Source organism: Virgibacillus halodenitrificans JCM 12304 (genome assembly GCF_001310895.1).
In the GTDB taxonomy this organism is placed as follows: Bacteria; Bacillota; Bacilli; order Bacillales; family Amphibacillaceae; genus Virgibacillus_Q; species Virgibacillus_Q halodenitrificans.
Genome location: NZ_BAZS01000014.1, coordinates 34,500 through 54,136, shown reverse-complemented (window position 1 = coordinate 54,136; position 19,637 = coordinate 34,500). Strand labels below are relative to the sequence as shown.

The 19,637-nt window shown below is 35.9% G+C and carries 18 protein-coding genes and 1 pseudogene; 9 read left to right on the top strand and 10 right to left on the bottom strand.

What is annotated here, in order from left to right:
- Positions 1-446: 446 nt before the first annotated feature.
- Entirely contained in the window at positions 447-545 is a 99-nt protein-coding gene (locus JCM12304_RS20055) for an AbgT family transporter (protein ID WP_256200805.1), read from the bottom strand.
- Positions 546-639: 94 nt separating this feature from the next.
- Positions 640-1,128, bottom strand: a complete 489-nt coding sequence (locus JCM12304_RS09185) for a CotY/CotZ family spore coat protein (protein ID WP_060679936.1) — start codon at positions 1,126-1,128, stop codon at positions 640-642.
- Between the two features lie 177 nt (positions 1,129-1,305).
- On the opposite strand from JCM12304_RS09185, the gene JCM12304_RS09180 reads away from it, so the two are divergent.
- Entirely contained in the window at positions 1,306-1,953 is a 648-nt protein-coding gene (locus JCM12304_RS09180; protein ID WP_060679933.1) for a hypothetical protein, read from the top strand.
- A gap of 85 nt (positions 1,954-2,038) precedes the next feature.
- Here the strand turns inward: JCM12304_RS09180 and JCM12304_RS09175 are convergent, their stop codons facing one another.
- On the bottom strand, positions 2,039-3,016 hold the full coding sequence (locus tag JCM12304_RS09175; RefSeq protein WP_060679931.1) for a glycosyltransferase family 4 protein: 978 nt from the start codon (positions 3,014-3,016) through the stop codon (positions 2,039-2,041).
- A 182-nt stretch (positions 3,017-3,198) separates the two neighbouring features.
- Here JCM12304_RS09175 and JCM12304_RS09170 point away from each other — a divergent pair, with 182 nt between their 5' ends.
- A complete protein-coding gene (locus JCM12304_RS09170) occupies positions 3,199-4,140 on the top strand; it encodes a glycosyltransferase (protein ID WP_060679930.1) in 942 nt (313 codons plus the stop codon).
- A 34-nt stretch (positions 4,141-4,174) separates the two neighbouring features.
- A complete protein-coding gene (locus JCM12304_RS09165; RefSeq protein WP_081504567.1) occupies positions 4,175-4,846 on the top strand; it encodes a protein kinase domain-containing protein in 672 nt (223 codons plus the stop codon).
- 71 nt (positions 4,847-4,917) lie between these two features.
- Here JCM12304_RS09165 and JCM12304_RS09160 read toward each other — a convergent pair whose 3' ends face one another.
- The 3 genes from JCM12304_RS09160 to JCM12304_RS09150 form a co-directional block, all read right to left on the bottom strand.
- Entirely contained in the window at positions 4,918-6,213 is a 1,296-nt protein-coding gene (locus tag JCM12304_RS09160) for a nucleotide sugar dehydrogenase (RefSeq protein ID WP_256200804.1), read from the bottom strand.
- Positions 6,206-7,759, bottom strand: a complete 1,554-nt coding sequence (locus tag JCM12304_RS09155) for a glycosyltransferase family 2 protein (RefSeq protein WP_060679928.1) — start codon at positions 7,757-7,759, stop codon at positions 6,206-6,208. The genes JCM12304_RS09160 and JCM12304_RS09155 overlap by 8 nt, the downstream gene beginning before the upstream one ends.
- A gap of 200 nt (positions 7,760-7,959) precedes the next feature.
- A complete protein-coding gene (locus JCM12304_RS09150; protein ID WP_060679926.1) occupies positions 7,960-8,967 on the bottom strand; it encodes an SPOCS domain-containing protein in 1,008 nt (335 codons plus the stop codon).
- 91 nt (positions 8,968-9,058) lie between these two features.
- Between JCM12304_RS09150 and JCM12304_RS09145 the strand changes: the two genes are divergently transcribed.
- The 6 genes from JCM12304_RS09145 (at position 9,059) to JCM12304_RS09120 (ending at position 14,227) form a co-directional block, all read left to right on the top strand.
- The gene (locus tag JCM12304_RS09145) at positions 9,059-9,943 is read left to right on the top strand and encodes a glycosyltransferase (RefSeq protein ID WP_060679924.1); all 885 of its coding nucleotides are present in this window, start codon (positions 9,059-9,061) and stop codon (positions 9,941-9,943) included.
- Positions 9,944-9,955: 12 nt separating this feature from the next.
- Complete coding sequence (locus tag JCM12304_RS09140) at positions 9,956-10,786, top strand: DUF7164 domain-containing protein (protein WP_060679921.1); 831 nt, start codon at positions 9,956-9,958, stop codon at positions 10,784-10,786.
- Between the two features lie 92 nt (positions 10,787-10,878).
- Positions 10,879-11,793: an NAD-dependent epimerase/dehydratase family protein gene (locus JCM12304_RS09135; RefSeq protein ID WP_060679919.1), complete on the top strand. Its 915-nt coding sequence runs from the start codon at positions 10,879-10,881 to the stop codon at positions 11,791-11,793.
- Positions 11,794-11,900: 107 nt separating this feature from the next.
- Positions 11,901-12,590, top strand: a complete 690-nt coding sequence (locus JCM12304_RS09130; RefSeq protein ID WP_060679917.1) for a galactosyltransferase-related protein — start codon at positions 11,901-11,903, stop codon at positions 12,588-12,590.
- On the top strand, positions 12,587-13,288 hold the full coding sequence (locus JCM12304_RS09125; protein WP_019375948.1) for a galactosyltransferase-related protein: 702 nt from the start codon (positions 12,587-12,589) through the stop codon (positions 13,286-13,288). Before JCM12304_RS09130 ends, JCM12304_RS09125 begins: the two co-directional genes overlap by 4 nt.
- Positions 13,289-13,303: 15 nt before the next feature.
- The gene (locus JCM12304_RS09120; protein ID WP_060679915.1) at positions 13,304-14,227 is read left to right on the top strand and encodes a GT-D fold domain-containing protein; all 924 of its coding nucleotides are present in this window, start codon (positions 13,304-13,306) and stop codon (positions 14,225-14,227) included.
- Between the two features lie 109 nt (positions 14,228-14,336).
- Here the strand turns inward: JCM12304_RS09120 and JCM12304_RS09115 are convergent.
- The 4 genes and pseudogenes from JCM12304_RS09115 to JCM12304_RS09100 all read right to left on the bottom strand — a co-directional run bounded on the left by JCM12304_RS09115 (position 14,337) and on the right by JCM12304_RS09100 (position 19,611).
- Positions 14,337-15,769: pseudogene (locus JCM12304_RS09115) on the bottom strand (AbgT family transporter).
- A 441-nt stretch (positions 15,770-16,210) separates the two neighbouring features.
- Positions 16,211-17,437: a M20 metallopeptidase family protein gene (locus JCM12304_RS09110; RefSeq protein ID WP_082388020.1), complete on the bottom strand. Its 1,227-nt coding sequence runs from the start codon at positions 17,435-17,437 to the stop codon at positions 16,211-16,213.
- 140 nt (positions 17,438-17,577) lie between these two features.
- On the bottom strand, positions 17,578-17,934 hold the full coding sequence (locus JCM12304_RS09105; protein ID WP_060679913.1) for a DUF3899 domain-containing protein: 357 nt from the start codon (positions 17,932-17,934) through the stop codon (positions 17,578-17,580).
- A 63-nt stretch (positions 17,935-17,997) separates the two neighbouring features.
- Positions 17,998-19,611, bottom strand: a complete 1,614-nt coding sequence (locus tag JCM12304_RS09100) for a peptide ABC transporter substrate-binding protein (protein ID WP_060679911.1) — start codon at positions 19,609-19,611, stop codon at positions 17,998-18,000.
- Positions 19,612-19,637: the final 26 nt, after the last annotated feature.

Here is a 19,637-nt window from a genome sequence, read left to right as displayed (position 1 = left end):
CCAAAAAGTAGTATTGCTATAAAACCCCCTTTTTGTAAGCCTTTCCAACAAAACCGATAGAAGGCTACCTTTCTATTTGCTTTGCTGATTGAATTATATAAAAAAATATTGCGTTGGTCAATAGATTTTAATGAAATTTTATTTCAAATTTACTATATTTCGACAAATTATTCGTAGATTGATAGGGTAATAGTTTTTATTTAGCCTATTAGCACAAAGAAAAAGCACAGTAGGTCTATTACTGTACTTTTATCAAGGAAACTTCATTATATTCATCACCCCAAATGCAGAACAATCCCCGGGCCAAAAGGTATTCCCAGAAATACAAATGCCAGAAGTAAAAGAAATCCATACGAGTGGAAGATCAAGTCATATGAAAGCATTAAGCATTCAATGTTTCAATCCCCTACTTTTTTGTTTTATTCCTTCATGAATTCAAGCACGATTTATAAAGTACAAATCGGTGTAATGATCTTCGTTAAGGAATCGGCAATACGATAGGCTGCTTGGATAAATGCCGGATGATAATCAAGGAAGTAAAACATCTTTTAAAATAACGGTGTTTCAATGGCTGTTGTGCAGATTCTACTTACTGTGATATGACCTTAACACACTGCTCAACAAATAAATGTAATTAATTCATTTATACTTTTTAATAAAACTAGGTGATATAAATTTTACGGAACTATAACATTTCAAATCCACAACAACACATTCCTTTGTTTGAGTGACAAAGTCAACTTCACAAATACTACTATTTTCTACACAGTCCGTGTCTTCATCTATAATTGATTTATTAGGCTTTAAAAGTTGGAGTACAGCACAATTATTTTTACAATCAACTTTTACTACCCTGAAAAAAACCGTCGCAAAACACTGTTTTGTGCCAATCCTACCCCAAGTAAAAAATGGATGTCCATAAGGAGTTTGTATTATGAAAGGAATTATGTCGCTACATACTGGTTGTTTTGATCTTTTTAAATCACAAGTAATGTTGTACTCTTCGTTTTCCTTCTCCCGCTCCACAATTTCGGACAATACTTCACAAAGACATGTTTTGCAATAATTGATATCTTTAGACTCCTGCTCATCATCATGCTCAGAATAGGTGCTATTATCTTCAAACAAGTATGATCACTCCTTCCATAGGAGACCTTTATCTATATTATATTAATTTGTTTATTAACTGTGTTGGTCTTTGACCTAATATATATAAATAGGGCGTAAGCGGAAATTACAAAAAAAGCTTACGGTAGCAAGACTGATTACATACAATATTAAAACAGAGTCATAAGGGGTGAAATAATGTGCCATCAGTGTGGTTGTAACAACTGTAATTGTATTGGGCCACCAGGAAAGCGGGGGAAAAAAGGGGAAAAAGGATCGCCCGGGCCTCAAGGGCCACCTGGTCGTCAAGGACCTCCTGGACCAAAAGGAGAAAGCGGCGAAAAAGGGCCGCCTGGTCGACAAGGGCCTCCTGGACCAAAAGGAGAAAATGGCGAAAAAGGACCGCCTGGACCGCCCGGACCACCATCACCTCCAAAATCACTTTGCTGCCGCTTCTTATTAGAGCATTCTACTCAATTAATCCCTCCTGCAACTGCAGGCTCCACTGTTGTGGACAAAACATTATCTGCAGAAATTGTTAAAGTGTGTGATGAGGTAGTAGTTATTTGTGGTTTACTAAACAAGCAAATAGAATATCAGGCATTAATTGAATGCGAACTGGTTCCCAACTACACAATTATTGATGAGGTTCCATTTACCTGTATTATTGATAGAGACGATATTAAAGCAAATGATAGTTTCACAATTAACTTTCTGGATGTTATTTGTGACATATCCGGAGAAGAAGCAAATTTTGCTACGGATAAAGAAACTGGCCAAAAAGTGGCCTTCCGATACGCTGAAAAAGAAATTATTAAAATTTGTATTGAAAAAGTAAACAAATAACTATGAAGTCGTGGTCATGAAGTACCCCTTTCAGGTAGTTAGTTAAATAGAGAATGTTTACTTTCTATCCCAAAAGGGGGTTTATTTATTTTTTGTTGTTTGCAGAGTCACTAATCAGTATATCAAAGTAATCCTTAAACTTTTGACATTGCTTCGACCAATGCCAATTTTTTATTTGAGTTAAATTCTCTTGAGAAAGCTCATTTAATATCTCTCTATTATGAAATAGAGTTAAAAGTGATTTCTTTAATTCTTCTTTATCTCTACCCTTCAGCAGAAAACTTCTTTGTTTTTCTCCTAACACTTGCGGCACAATCCCTACATTTGTAGATATAACCGGGACTCCACACGCCATCGCTTCTAATACAGGGTTAGGCGTCCCTTCAATCTTAGACATGCAGATAAGAACATCTATTTTTGAATAGTAATCAACCATATTATCGTGTGAAATCATTTTATGCACCCGATCAGCATAATCTCCTTCGATTTCAAACTCCTCTTGAATCAGCTCGTTTACAGCAGGATTAATAAATGTCCGAAACCCTTTGAAGTCCTCAATTTTAATTCCCCACTTACTGTTACCCACCCAACCTACTCGCAATGGCCGTTTCAATTGATTAAACCGGTCTAAGTTCTTAGGGTAAAAAAGATCTGGGTCCACCCCATCTTCAATGGTCATTATAGGGTCTGGGTAATCGTCTATATCTTTATAAATCTCGTATAGCTTTTTTGAACAAACATAATAGCGAAAATTATTGAACATATTTTTTCTTTTTTGAATGGACTTCTCTCCAAGAAATAAATGATCATAAACTGCTGTAGATAATATTTTGTCTCTGTACCGATGTATAGGTATATAAGATATAATCTCTCTCCATAAAAAATGCAGAACATCACAATCCTTAATATGTTTGTGGAGTTCATCTGCATTTTTATTGCAAGCATTAAAACTAACAATCTTAAAATCGTAACAACCACTCAAATGTTTTTTAATTTGCTTTGCTATATTTGCAAAAGCCCAGTTATCTCGGTCAGTAATTAGAGCAATCTTAACCTTTGACATATCTGGTCGCACCTCCATTCTGAATATATTTAATAGGGTATTATATGCTTTTAAAGAAAATGTGGTTGGTTGTGGTGTCCTATTGGCAGCTATATACTACCTATTTCCCCTTTCAATGGGCCACAGTTGCCACTTTTTCTAATATAGATCATACAATGTAATAAAATGATGGAGGAAGAATAATGACAAAGAGACTAAAAATTCTCATATTTACCGGGGACTTCCAAGAATACGTAGCGCCTGTATTTTATTATTTTTTATGCGAGCTGGAAAAAATAACTGATCTTACTGTGTGGCATGAATCTGGAGACATTAACAATATATTAGATCAACTGAAAGAAAAACCAGATTTTATTTATTTTAATGAGTATGGCGAAATGAACTCACCTGTGATCACAGGTTTAAAAGATTTAGAGATCCCCTTCGCAATACAATTATTTGATTTACATTATCAGATTAATAAACGCAAAAGAGCTATAAGAGAGGAGAATATTAAACATATATTTACTGTGTATCGTGATTCCTTTCATGTATGGTATAAGGAATTTAGTGATCGAATGTATTGGTTGCCTCATCACATCAATACAGAAATATTTAAAGATTACGGACTTAAAAAAGAATACAACTATTTATTAATGGGCGCAATGTCAAGACGCACCTACCCGTTACGAAATATGATTGTTGATAGAATGAAAGAAAACCCAGGATTTGTTCATCATAAACACCCAGGATACAGGAATATTAAAGATCATGAAAAGAATGTTTTTGTAAGAGAGGCATATGCAAAGGAAATTAATAAGGCAAAAATCTTCCTGACCGGAAATTCCAAATATAATTATCCCCTTGGTAAAAATTTCGAGGTTCCAGCATGTAACACCTTATTGTTGGCTCCTCCCTCTAACGAGTTAAAAGATTTAGGCTTTATTCCAGAAGTTCATTACATCCCTATAAATAAAGAGAATTTTGAGGAAAAGGCAAAATACTATTTGCAGCATAAATGCGAAAGAGAAAGGATCGCGAGGCAGGGGATGGAGATGGTCCATGAGCGGCATTCTACATCTAAACGTGCAGATCAATTTGTGAAAGTTATTAAAAAAATTATTTCAGATGAGAAAAATAATTAATGAGCAAATGCTTTTTTGAAGGGAGGAGTTACTTATTGAGAAATTAACAATAAAACATTACCAAAACCTGAAACAAATAGGAAGAGGCTCTCATGGAAGGGTCTACAAGGCATATGACCCTATTAAGAATAGAAATGTCGCCATAAAAGAAGCTGTCAAAAGAATAAAAGATGCTGAACATGAAGCTACAGTTATGAAAGCTTATGGTAAATCTCCTTTTTTGCCAACTATCTATGATTACTTTGAATATAAAAATACTTCATTTATTGTAATGGAATATATTGAAGGAAAACCAGTTGGCAAAGGAGATTTTAAACGGCCTTCTGAAAAAAAAGATGAAAAACTCAGTGTTCAAATCACTATTAATACATTAAAATCGCTCACCTCTATACACAAAGGTGGTTATATTCATAATGATATAAGACCAAAAAATATTATGCTTCAGAATGATAATCCAGCTACTTTAAAAGTAATCGACTTCACATTAGCTAAAGAATTAAGTCCTAAACACCTTATTCAGACAGACTTACGGGATGCTGCACGATTATGTATATTTTTATGTCATGGTTATTTTCCCGATTCATTATCAGAGCTTCAATTTAAAAATGACAAATTACAATCCACCTTATTGAATTTTCTGCACCCCTCAAATGAAACCTATGATCAATCAAGTGATTTTATAGCAGCACTTCAGCCATTTGTATAACATAGAAAGAACTCACCTCCCTGAATCAGAGAGGTGAGTTCTTTCTATGTTATTAAGAGATTTATATACCTTTATAATAAGATGACGTTATCTAATTGATTATAACGACTTGTTACATTCCTGGTATCTATGACTAGATTTGAATGATCAATGATATTCTGATAATCTACAGAATTATGATCAGTTAAAATTAGAACACAGTCTTGAATTTTAATATTTTCTTCTGTAAGGACCAGTGACTCTTGCTGAACAGAACCCAGGCTTAATTCGGGTACATGCGGGTCATGATAGGTTACATCGATACCCAGGTCATCCAGCAGTTTAAAAATTTGAATTGCTGACGATTCTCTTATATCATTTACATTCTTTTTATAGGCAACACCTATGATTAAAATTTTGTTTTTATTTATCGGCTTTAAAAGATGTTTTGTTACTTTTTCAACTATAAATGCTGGCATATTGTCATTTATTTTTTTTGCAGCTTGAATAAATGAAAGGTTTACCCCATGATGTTTTGCCTTCCAGCTTAAATAAATTGGATCTACGGGTATACAGTGACCGCCGACTCCTGGACCTGGAAAATAGGGTGTAAATCCAAACGGTTTTGTGCTGCAGGCCTCAATTACTTCCCATATATTCACATCTAATTTATCACATAGGATAGCAAGTTCATTCATAAAAGATATATTAATCAATCGTTGTGCATTTTCGACTAATTTACTGACTTCTGCTACTTTAGAAGAAGATACATTAATTACCTTATTAAAGACAGACTCATAAATTTCTTTTGCATAATTTGTACAAAGTTTTGTTTCACCTCCAACAATTTTCGGTATATCTTCTAATTTATGAACTTTCTGTCCTGGATTAATCCTTTCGGGAGAATAGGCTACAAAAATATCTTTTCCGACTTCCCATCCTTTTCCTTGAACAAGAGGTACGATCTCTTCCTCTGTTGTCCCCGGATAGGTGGAGCTTTCCAGAACAAGCAGCTGCTCTTTTTTCAAGAATGGCAAGGCTGCTTCGATTGCTCCCTTTACATACTGTAGGTCAGGTTCATCTAAATTATTTAATGGAGTAGGAACACAGAAAATAATAGCGTCAACCTTGGATAAATAGTGATAAGAAGTACTCACGCTAAACAAATCATTTGTGAACAATTCATTAATTTGTTCATTTGAAAAATCCGCTAAATAACTGGTATTTTTTTTCAACAAACTAATTTTATTTTGATCTGAATCTATCCCATAAACCTTATGACCTTTATTTATGAATAATTGGGCCAATGGCAGGCCAACATACCCTAACCCTACTATTCCTATTATTAATTTGTGTGTCATAATGATATTCCCACGCTTTCTACTCATTGAATTTAAAAAATGTTTTAATCATAGACATAAATGAAGACGCTTGAGGTGTTTTCTTCACCAATTCATGGACTGCCTTATAGTTTTTACCTCCGGCAGAAAAAGCACCACGTTCATTTGTTTTACTCAAAAACCATGCAATTGCTTCTACATGATCTCCAATAAACACTTCATTTTCCTTGTTATCAGGCAGGGCAGTTTTTTTTACAGAAGTTTGGATAGGAGTTAATTTATAGTGGTTCATAAAAGCTTTCGTTTGTGCCAAGGGAGGAATCGCTAAGGAGTCATATCCGATATCATTTATCACCGTTCGTCTTATCGCATGAGGGAACGAGTAAATGGAATTATTCCAAAGAGTAGGCTGAGATAAAAGAATATTTAATAAATAGTGCATGGTACACTGTAGACCAATAGGGTTATCATCTAGAGATGCGCTTTGATCAATTAGCGCAATGTCTGCTCCTGCATCAAGCTCCTTGAATATCATTTGATAGTCTTCCGTGCTGAATGCCTGAAGTGGATCTGTAAAAAGAACTACTTCACCGCTTGAATAAAAAGCACCTATAGACCTTGTGATACATGGTCCAAGACTTTTATTCAGTGGTATTACGTACGCACCTTCCCGTAAAAGTGCTGCAGATTTTTCTTTATCTTCATCATAAGTCACCACAATAATCTCATCTGAAGCCGCCTCTTTTAAGCGCTGAATATGCATGGATATTTGTGTAAGCGGGGCATTATTTTCATCACAAATAATGGCACTTTTTTTCTTTTGTCTCTTCTTTTTATGAGTTTTAAATTGATTAATAAATTCGCGATCCCGGTAATCTGCAAACCCTGCTCTTTCACCCTTTAATTTAATTAAGTAATGAATGGCGGAAAGATGGTCCCCAATAATAATGTTCTCCAGAGGTACATACGGAGTATCCGTGGATATATTCAGGTGGAGTTCAGGACGTACTTTATTTAAAGCAATAACATCGAGATATTTTGGGGTAATAATATCTAATTGTTCTTTTATCGCCTTCCCCTGGGCTAGTGGAGGAATGGCAAGATTATGCCAACCTATTTTTTTAAGTGCATCTCTGCTAATGGAATGCGGAATGGCCACCAAAGAATTTATTGTCAATTCAGGAGCTTCATACATTTCATTAAGCGCTTTTTTTAAAATTGATATGGAATGAGGGCGGTGGGGTTCCATTAATAAACCCTCCAGATTATTAAGAGCTATATCTGCACCATCCTCAATGGTTTCTATAAAGGGTATTAAATCCTGGTAAGGAATTACCATATCTCCATCCATAAACAATAAAATGTCTCCCTTTGAAAAATACGCTCCTATCGCTCGACCGATATCATGGCCTAATGGATTTTCATAATAAAGAACAACACAATCATGGGATTCTGCAATCTCCCTGGAACGATCTGTAGAACCGTTTATAACAGTAATGACTTCGTATGGATGGAGCATAAATACTTCTTTTAAAACTTGATCCAGTTTCTCTCCCTCATTTCTTACGGGAATAATTACGGATAATTTACTCATTAATCTACATACTCCTTTCAACAGCGTAATCCAATAACGCCTATTAGCATGCTTAAACAACTTCAATTACAATTACAATATGCTTAGAAGAACACTGGTGTATAGGCTTTTGAGAGTCTATATACTAGGTAAATAAAAAAGGAATCTCAAGTACTGATTCCTTTTTTTATTTACTATTTATATGCTGTTTCGATATCTTTTTACTGTACCTTCCTTATGCAAACTTTCAGTATTTCCTTTTCTTCAAATTTCCAGGCAACCGGATATTGAGAGAATTCCGGATGATAACCGAAATTTTTAGGTGTGTCAAATACATCACATAAGAATGCAGCTCCAACGATTTCAAACTCATCGTTTTCGTTGGCATCGTCACGGTCTATAAAGCATTGGAATGGAATATCATCTTTAACATAATGATCTATGATAGAAGTGTCACCAGAGCAGTCTTTTTTTAGTGTTTTATAATAGATCGTCTTATGCACTGTTCCACAAATAATCACTTTTTCCGGACACACTTTTTCAATAGCAACATCAAAAGTTTTTTTGTGGGTCACAGGATATTGCTCAGGACGATCTGGATTAAATAAAGCTGGAGGCACAAGCTGTGTCTTTCTCTCAATTATAATTTGACAACAGGATTGGGGATTTGCAACCGGGCATGGTCTCGGGGAGGGAGTTGTGGTAACAGGAGGGGTGGGCTTTGGGTATTTTTTCTTTTTTTGTCTGCATTTATAATGTCCTCCTATCTTATCGGCTTCTTCTCCTTTATCATTATAAAAAGTTGCTGCAACTTGAACTCCCATCCCCTTATTAATTGAAGTTAATGGAGCATGAAGCCAACTTTGTCCCTCACTTCCTTCTTCACTATCCAACTCTATCGTACATATTAATTTCTCGTTTGGTCTTAATCCTCTATCTGTATTATCCTCAATGAGGTATTCAAAGTCCTTTTCCATGTTTTCTTGTTTGTGGATATTAAAATTTGAAGCGTTATTAGCTTGAGTTATCTTTTTTATCCGGATAGGTAATTGACCAGTATTAAAAAATACTTGCCTAATATTAAAATTTGTTTCTGAAGGTAAGGAAGGACTTGTATTAGTAACCATAAATACCGCCTCATTACTATTTGGCAAAATCTCAACATCAATAATTGCCGTTAATACTTCCCCATTGTCCCCTATACCTAATAATTGGGAATATAATTCCATGACATTCTCTCCTTTTTTGAACATAAAATATACTACATCATATGAATAAAGAAATGACTTGTATAGACATAAGACATCACCTAGGGGAGTGTTGACAATTAATTATCCAAATACTAATTTGGTTTCAATTATTATACCTGCAAAAAATGAAGGTATTTCAGTTTATAATACACTTAAGTCTCTTTATCAAAGCAAAACCAATATATGTTACGAGGTAATTGTCGTTGATGATCTTTCAAATGATGGCTGCTGTGACTTTATTCACGCTGATGAACAAACAACTCTTATTCAAACAAATGGTCTGGGTGCTGCCATGGCGCGAAATATAGGAGCCAGAAACGCAACAGGCGATATTTTAATTTTTTGCGATGCTCATTTATTCTTTCAGGATTTTTGGATTGACAGACTAATCGAGCCAATTAATAAGCAGATTTGCGATGCAATAAATCCAGGAATTTCGGATGTATATAATCGAAAGCAAATAGGTTATGGATATAAATGGAATGAGAGGTTAGAGGCAAAATGGAATACTGATTTGACTGAGCTTTCACCAGTCCCACTTCTTGCAGGTGGCTGTTTAGCAGTAACAAAAATCGCCTTTGAGCAGGTAGGTGGCTTTGAGTATGGCTTTAAGACTTGGGGACATGAGGATGAAGAACTCTCTTTAAAATTATGGCTCTTTGGATATTCATGCTATGTGGAGCCGGATGTAATTATTATGCATGTCTTCCGTGAAGACGAACCTCCCTTCCCACTATCCTGGGAGGACATTAACTATAACTTTTTACGTATGGCCTATTTGCATTTTAACGAAGAAAGACTCATAAAATGTCTCAACTTTATTAAACATACAGATTCTAAAAAAATTAAAGAAAGCGTACTATCTGGTGATGTATTGCAACAAAGGAAAAGGTATAAACAAATAAGAAAGTATGATGATGATTGGTATATGGAAAAGTTTCAAATTCCTTTTTAGGAGTGGATTAAGATGAAAAGAGCTGTGGTCGTTTTCTTGGATTCCAAACCAGATCAAATAAAGTTGTTTAAATGTCTATATGCTTCCTTTGATTATATTAAATCAAGCGATACTTCACTAGTGGTTTTTGGAGAAGCATCTGTGATGAAATGGGTGCCAGAGAATTGCATCAAGGTACCTGTACAGTTGGAGGATGACCCAGCTATTTATAGGGAGTACCCCTATATTTATTCCCTATCCTGTCTTACAAAAAAAGAAGCTTCTATTCTGCTTCATTTTGATTGGATTCTAAAAACAGATGTAGATACATTTTTAACACCTGCATGGAATAGCTTCCACCCGACAGGCTATACCGTGGGAAAGGGAGCATACGCAAGCACGAAGGAAGTAAAAAGCAGAATTAAAGAGATCTCCATCCAATTCAACCTTCGTCATCAAGGTCGCTTTAATATCGGATCTACTCATTATGGAAAGCCTTCACTACTTTTAAAAGTAGCCGATACTGCAACTGAATTGACCAAGTATCTGTTATTAAAGGAATTCAGTATTAATAAGGGGGCATGGCCAAGTTGGTACTATGGTGTCTGCAGCTTATATGCCTCAGATATAGCTGTAAACCATCACGTTGATAACATATCTATTTCCCCAAATAAGTTGGATCATCCAAGTACTTCACCAAACAGTATCTACCACCACCCTCATATCCATTGTTGGCATACCGATCATCTTTTTTCAAAATTCGCTTACCTTAGAGGTGACTATGACAACACAGATCCTAAAAAACTAGATTCGAATAAGGTGCATGATTATTGCTTATATAATGCCATTGCTACTCAGGATTAATGTATTTCTATAGAAGAACCATTATAAGCCCTCTCATTTTTTTAATAAATACATATTCTAAGTAATAAACAGATGAAGAAGGAGTCAAAGCTATGAAAATCCTAGTAACAGGCGGTGCTGGTTTTGTTGGTTCACATATAGTGGATAAATTATCTGAATTGAATTATCAAGTAGTAGTAGTTGATAATTTAGCAACAGGCAAACATGAATATATTAAACCAGGTATTAGATTTTATCCTATGGATTTGCGTAATCGGGAATTAGATCAAATCTTTCAAATTGAGAAACCTGATGTCGTCATCCATCAAGCTGCACAAGTTTCTGTCCAAAATTCCATGAAAGCCCCTTTAAAAGACTGTAGCATTAATGTTATGGCAACAATTAACCTTCTAGATTGTTGTGTGAAATATAATGTAAAGAAAATCATCTATGCATCCTCTGCTGCCGTTTATGGACCAGCTGCAAAATTGCCAATTAGTGAACAAGAGACAGTTTCCCCCATGTCCTTTTATGGATTATCCAAACTAACTTCTGAGCAATACATTCAAGCATACTCTCGCCTTTATCCATTGGAATTTACAATTCTACGGTATGCAAATATATATGGTCCACGGCAGAACACGCAAGGAGAGGCTGGTGTAATTGCTTTATTCGTACAGCAATTTATAAACAATCAAAATATAGTTATATACGGAGACGGAACGCAAACAAGGGACTTCATTTATGTGGAGGATGTCGTTAATGCAAATATAGCAGCAATCAACAATGGGAATAACCATATTTATAACATTGGAACAAATCAGGAGACCTCTATTAATAAGGTATTTAAAACTATTAGGGAACAAGGGAATCAAACGTTACAGTGTACTTACAGACCTAAACAACCCGGTGATATTGAAAGAAGTTGTCTACTCAATAAAAAGGCTCTAAACGATCTAAAGTGGAAGCCTTCCACATCATTAGAAAAGGGAATAATTAAGGTTATTGAGGATTTTTCCAAGCGTTAAGATGATAGTGACCCACATAATGTTTTCTTTCCTTCTAAAATAAGGGTCCAACCATCCTACATTAATTATCATAAAATAAATTATCCTGAAAAATGGGGGCGATTCAATTGAAGAATGTTTCTGTGTTATTTCCTTATAAATCAGATCGTGGACCAAGAGATCGTATCTTTGAATGGGTGACTTCGTTTTATAAGATAATGATGCCAGATGCAGAACTTTGTATTGGTGAAGGTACTTGTCAAGATAACTTATTCTCTCGTTCCAAGGCAATAAATAATGCGGCGAAGAAAGCTACAAAAGATATATTTATTATAGCTGATACGGATATATATTATGATCCAAAAATAATTGAAAATTCTTTGGCAGCTTTAAGTGAATATGAATGGATCATACCTTATTATAAGATTCATAAATTAAGTGAGAACACTACTAAGAAAATACTAAGCGAAGATCCTGCGTGGCCTGTTCACGGAGAAATTACTGACTCTACTATCATAAAACAAGCAAGGGTCGGTGGGTTAAATGTTATTCCCAGGAAAAACTTTGAATTAGCAGGTGGATTTGATGAACGTTTTTGCGGATGGGGCGGTGAAGATGATGCTTTTGGGATAGCAGTTAACACTTTATGTGGAAAGTATCAACGATTGGGAGGTGAAATATTTCATTTACATCATCCTACATTGAAAAGAAAGGGAAACCCAAACTACTACTCTAATAAAACGCTTACTAAACACTATAGAGATAATAAAGGAGATAAGGAAGCGATTAGAAAACTAATAAACTATAAGCGGAGTTGATTAAATTGAAAGAGGTTTCTGTTCTCATTCCATATATGACTGATGATAAGCATAGACAAGAGGGATTTAATTGGCTAATTAAATTTTACGAAAAAATGATGCCGGAAGTCGAAATATGTATTGGAGAGGGGCGTTGCAAATCCGATTTATTTTCTAAAGCAAAGGCAATAAACCATGCAGCAAAACAGGCAACTCGAAACATTTATGTAATAGCGGATTCCGATATTTTTTATGATCCAAATCTTATTACAGAGGCAATTGATTTACTAAAAGAACATCCTTGGGTCATCCCATATCATAGAATTCATTATCTGAGTAAAAATAGTACAAAGAAATTAGTAGAAACGGACCCGGCATGGCCAATATCCATAAACGTTGATGCACATACTCCAAACAAAAAGAAAAAAGGAGGTATTAATATAGTAACAAGAACGTGCTTTGAGACAATTAACGGATTTGATGAAAGGTTTTGTGGATGGGGAGGCGAAGATGAAGCATTTGTTCACGCAATGAATGCCGTCTTTGGTAAGTATGTACGTTTAGATAAAGACATCTATCATTTGTGGCATTCACGTGGTAAGTCCGCAAGTGGCAATCCGTATTATCAAGATAATAAATTGCTACATGCACGATATCGATCAGCAAGAAAAAGTAAAGAAGCAACAATGAAACTTGTAAACGAACAAAACAGATTATAAAGGAGGTATTTTTTTGTGCAAAAACCTTCACGGAAAGAATGGCTAAGACTTAAAAAAATGGGTTACGCAGATGTTCAGGGGCAAGAAGGTAACGCTGTGGAATCTATGTATCAGGGTGGGGATGTATATGTGCGAAATCAACTTGGAGAACACAGCTTTCTTCCACATAACATTCAAGACATAATAGAAGCTGGTATAAAATCATTAGAAAAAGAGATTATTCCAGTACAAAAACCAGATATCATCGCAGAAGAAATACGAAAGTCTATCGAGCTAAGCCAAGGATTCTCAGTAATTAGTTTAGGTGATGGCGAAATGATTGCAATGGCACACGATCTACTACTGCCGACAAAAGAACTGATTAAAAATCCGCGGTTTGTATATCCTGAGTTACTGAAGCACAGCCCCAAAGGTCACTACCCCCTTCTTCACACCGGTATTACAATTCCAAATCACGATGTCAGAGAGTTACTGACAAATAACGTATTAGAAGCTGATGCAGTAGGAATACCTATCGCTAGATATCCAACTTACCAGGGTTTATTTAATCAGCTGGCTACACATCATAAATGGCCATTGAAAAAAATGCTTTTAACTACATCAGCAATTGGTTATCGACTTAATAACACACCAATTTACAATGAACTTCTTACTAATCATAAAGTTCTTCTGATTGGAAACCTAATGAGTGAGGCAGAACAATACTTTAAAAATGAGGGTTACACAAATATTGTTGGGTCGATTCCAGTACCCGGGTTTGATTCACATCCATCCGTCCTGGAAAAAACCAAAGACTATGACTTTGATGTTGCATTGGTGGCGGCAGGAGTTGCCTCTAACATTATATGTGTTCAGCTAGCAAAAAGAAAAAAAATCGCCATCGATATTGGACGCTTGATCGATGAGTTATTATCAGGTAAAAAGTCGATCAAAAGATAAAGACTTTTTATATATTTAAATAGTGGCTATAGATTACGATAGAAGAAGTACAGCAACCTAAAAGTTACTGTACTTCTTTCATTTTTAATATGTGATCATTTTGCTTTCCTCACCCTAAATGAACTCCAATCCCCGGGCCAAAAGGTATTCCCAGAAATACAAATACCAGAAGTAACAGAATCCATACGAGAAGGAAGATCAAGCCATATGGAAGCATTAATGCAATCAATGTACCGATCCCTGCTTTTTTGTCATATTCCTTCATGAATGCAAGCACGATAACAAAGTACGGATTCATCGGTGTAATAATGTTTGTTGATGAATCGGCAATACGATAGGCTGCTTGGATAAATGCCGGATGATAATCTAAGAAGTAAAACATCTTTAAGAAGATTGGTGACTCCAATGCCCATTGTGCTGAACCGCTAAAGATAATTAAATTCAATCCTGCGGTTAGTAACACAAATGCAATTACTACTCCAATCCCAGTTATTCCTGCGTTCTCAAGAAAAGATGCTCCACTAACCGCAAGCCATGTCCCAATATTTGTCCATTCAAAATAAGCAATAAATTGAGCTGCAGCAAAAATTAGGACAATAAAGCCGGAAAGGTCTTTCATTGCCTCCCCCATAAATGCAGGAATCGATTTCGAGCTCGTAATCTTTTTCGTCGTTATTCCATAGGCAATACCCACCGTGATGAAAAAGAGCATGATGATTGGCACAATTCCTTTTAGAAATGGCGAAGGAACCATCCCTCCATTTTCATTTCGAAGCGGCGAATCCGGCCAGAAAATAACGATGAGCAACAATCCGATATACGCTAATGCCGCGAAGGCTGCATTTCTTAGGCCTCTTTTTTCTATCGATTGAACAGGCTCGAAATCTTTTTGCAGATCTCCCTCATATTTCCCAAGGCGAGGTTCGACGATTTTTTCCGTTATCAAAGCACCCGTAACTGATAATAGAATGACAGATACAAGCATGAAATAATAGTTATCCACAGGTGTTACAGTTACCGCGGTATCAAGAGTCCCCATCACTTCCGCTGATATCCCGGACAGCACGGCATCTGTATTACTTACAATAATATTTGCAGTGAACCCGGAACCTACACCAGCAAATCCTGCGGCAAGTCCTGCTAAAGGATGTCTGCCAACATTATAGAAAACCATTGCTGCTAATGGAGGAATAATTACGAAAGCTGCGTCCGCGGCTAGATTGCCAAGAATACCGATGAAAATAACGGCATAGGTAATCAGCCTTTCGGTGCTTTTAGAATCGTGCTTTTTATAAATGTTTCGATTAACCCTACCTTATCAGCAAGACCGATTCCCAGCATGATTGCCAACACAATGCCTAGTGGTTTGAACCCTACAAAATTCTCCAGCATGGATATCAGCATGTATTGAATACCCTCTGCTGAAACAAGACTCTTAATGGCAACCGGCTTCTCTTCTCCTGGCTGCAAAAATGTGACATCAAAAGAAGCAATAATCCAGGAGAACAAGATAACAAGAATCGCCAGACTCGCAAACAGCATAAACGGATCTGGCAATCTATTTCCTAACCATTCCACTTTGTTTAATATTCTAGAAATAAATGTATCAGAACCTTTCTTTGAATGCTCAGCCATTCTCCCACCCCATTGTTCAAAAATTTTATTATCTATGATAACATAATTATTCCTATGAAAATAGTAGGGATTATTAATGAACTCAATTGGATTGTATTGTAACGATTTATGAAGCTATCATGCCCCAAGTTTTTATTAACTGATTTGCATGATTTAAGCTGTGTCTTTATATGTTTTCACTACTTTAATAATAAAAGCCAGACACTGATTAGTATCTGGCATCTATATCTTCTTAGTAAACTTTATTTCCCCATCATAGAGTTAAATATATCCTATACCCTAATATTATCGATTTCATTTCGGCAAAATTCGTAAAGTAACAGGCCTTCACTCTAACTAGGAGAATTTTTATCTTTTTGTTTTATGCTTATTAGCACCAGAAACAACCAAATCGTTAGAAGAAGCGAATGCAGAACAATAATCAAAAATAATATTAACCATTGCCTCATACCCATACTTAAGTGCCTCTTCGTCTATTTCAAATGCGGGATCATGTAATGGCCTGGCATTCCCGTCTTTTCTCCCTGCGCCCAGCCAAAAGTATACTCCCTTATACTTCTCCAGAAACCGGGAAAAGTCTTCTCCTGCTAAAGATGGTTCAATTTCTGGACAACTCCCCTCTCCAAACTGCTTTATGATGGCACTTTTGGCAAAGTCAGACATTTTTTTGTAATTTTGGGTAACGGGATAACCATCAATATAATTAAATTCATACTCGCAATCCATCGCTTGGCATAAGTGATAAATTACCTTTTCCATCCTCTTTTTAATAAGCCCCTTCGTGTATGCATCCATCGTGCGCACAGTACCTTCTATATTCGCCCTATCTGCAATCGCATTATGTCTGTATCCTGCGTCTACTTTGCCTAAGGTTATTACAGCATTTTTAAAAGGATCCACATTCCTGCTTATAATCGTTTGAAAAGCAGATATCAATTGTTGTAACACTACAATCGTATCAACAGCTTGATGCGGCATACTTGCATGCCCACCTTTTCCTTTGACCGTTATTTCAAAGCGGTCCGATGCTCCCATAATTGGGCCTGCTTTCACTCCAAATTGCCCAACCGGCAAGCTTGGCCAAACGTGTTGCGCTAAAATAATATCAGGTTTATAACTTTCAAATAGCCCAGCATCCAGCATGGGTTTCGCTCCTCCAATTGGAGCATTTTCTTCAGACGGTTGAAATATTAATAAAATCGTACCATTTAATCTGGTTCTGTTAGAAAGTAAGTATTTAGCTGTACCTAAAAGCATTGCAGTATGCGCATCATGCCCACAAGCATGCATTTTCCCGTCAATTTTAGATTTATACGGAACATTTACTTTTTCCTGTATAGGTAGTGCGTCCATATCGGCGCGAACACCGATAACTGGCCCCTCCTTCCCTGTTTCAATTACTCCCAAAATGCCATAACCAGCAATGCCGTCCTTAAATTTTATATTTAACGCTGCCAATTCTCTTTTTACAATGTCTGCTGTATTTCGTTCCTCACCACTTAGCTCTGGATACTGGTGGATCTCTCTTCTGATCTTTTTAATATAATTAAAAATTTCAGTTTCAGTTTCTGACATTATACATCCACCTTTCTACTATACTATTCATGCTCATTCCAACCGTTTTCTCACCAAGCGTAACAGATCACTTCGCTTCCTATTTATATCCTAAAAAGGATGGATTATCTTTCACTTCACTGTTTAACACAAATTTACGATTAAACCAAAAGCGCTGTGAACAAAATCGATACAGTAATGGAATAAATACCTGTCCATATCAACATTTTACGAAAGTGCTGCTGAAGATTTTCTTTAAATCTTTGAAACGACTGATCCTTTTTAATTAGCTCATTCGTTCGATTTAATCCTCTATTTTCGGGAGTTATGTATTTCCCTATTATCCAAAACCCCTTAAAAAACAGATGGAAAAGTTCACTATTCACTAAGAACATAACTGCTAAAATTACGATTGAAATAAGTCCCACTAAAAATGCAATTTCTATTAGTAATAGCGTGTCCTTTGTGAAGATAACAATGGAAATCCAAGTTAGTATAATTAAAAAATGCGTCTTCAAAATACACCACACCTAAGGAGCCAAACAACGAAGGTATCGTTTTATTGGCTCCAGATATTTTAATTATTCGTTTTCTTTTATACTTGCCCATTTAAATACAGGTCGTCTATTTTCATAAAAAGCAACATGATCTACTTTAGAAGATGTTAAATAATTATTGGTCAAAAAGTACAATGGCATAAATGGCGCATCCGTCATTAATATTTCTTCTGCATCATGTAAGAGTTCATAGCGTTTTGTAATATCCTGTTCCACTTGAGCATCCTTTAATAACTGATCATACTCCTTATTCACCCAGCCTGTTCGATTATTTGTACTAGTGCCTAAATAGTATTCTAAGTTTACAGCTGGATCAATATAGAGACCCGTCCACGACATTCTTCCCATTTGATAATCGCCACGTCCTAATGTATCTAAATACGTATTCCATTCCTGATTGGCTAGTTTTAGATCTATATTTAGATTTTGCTTTACCATTTCCTGAACAGCTTCTGCGTAGCGCTTATTATTATCAGAAGTACTGAACATTAACGTGACTTCAGGAAATTCAGACCACCCTTCTTCATCCATGGCTTCCGCTATTAAGGCCTTTGCTTTTGTATTGTCTTCTTTAAAGTAATCTCCGCCAACCTCTCGAAAATCCCCGTCAGGTGTATCAGCGCCTGGTGGTACCATTGCAAAAGCAGGTGCTTCACCAGTTTGTCCGACATTCTCAACTAAGGATTTTCTATCTACTGCCATAGAAAACGCCTGTCTAACCTTTTGGTTCGTAAAAGGCTCTTTGTTTACATTAAAGATATACATTGCTGTTGAATAATAAGGGAATTCATTATATTCATCACTATCCTTTACTGCTGCCAATTGATCCGTAGGTATAGCACTGATAAAATCAAGATCTCCTGTTTGATATAACTGATAAGCAGTTGTTGCATCATCTACCATTTCGAACGTAATTTTATTTAGGTTCACTTCTTCCTTACTATAATAATTATCATTTTTAGTTAACACAATTTTGTTATCATGCTCCCAATCCGTCATATAAAAAGCACCATTTGTAACGAAATTTTCTGCATCCAGCGTCCAATTCTCATCCTTTTCTACGATATCTTTTTTCACAGGATAAAAAGTCCAAATTGTCATCAGACTATCGAGAAATGCTGTAGGAGACTCAAGTGTAACTTCTAACGTTTTATCATTAATTACTTCTATTCCGACGTCTTCTATATCCGCTTCGCCTTTGTTGTATGCTTCTGCATTCTTTATAACAAATAGATAATAGGCAAATCTTGCGCCAGTATTTGGATTTAAAACCCTTTCCCAGGAATATTTAAAATCCTCAGCAGTTACATCTGTTCCATCAGACCATTTTGCATTCTCTTTAATACTAAATGTATATACGGTACCATCATCTGACACGTCAACATCTTCAGCAATACCCAATTGAATATCACCATTTTGATCACGTGTATATAAGCCCTCATACATATGATCCAATATCCAACCGGAAGTAACGGACGTATTCATTGCCGGATCAAGACTAGCCGGTTCAGAGCCAGCATTTAATACAAGCTCTTGTCCTTTGGAACCTTCCGCCTCTGATTTATTCTCATTTTCAGAACATGCAGCCATCATTAAAGCTACTAATATAAATAAAATAGCTATTCTTTTTTTAACCATTTGCTTCCCTCCCAAGATATGAATGA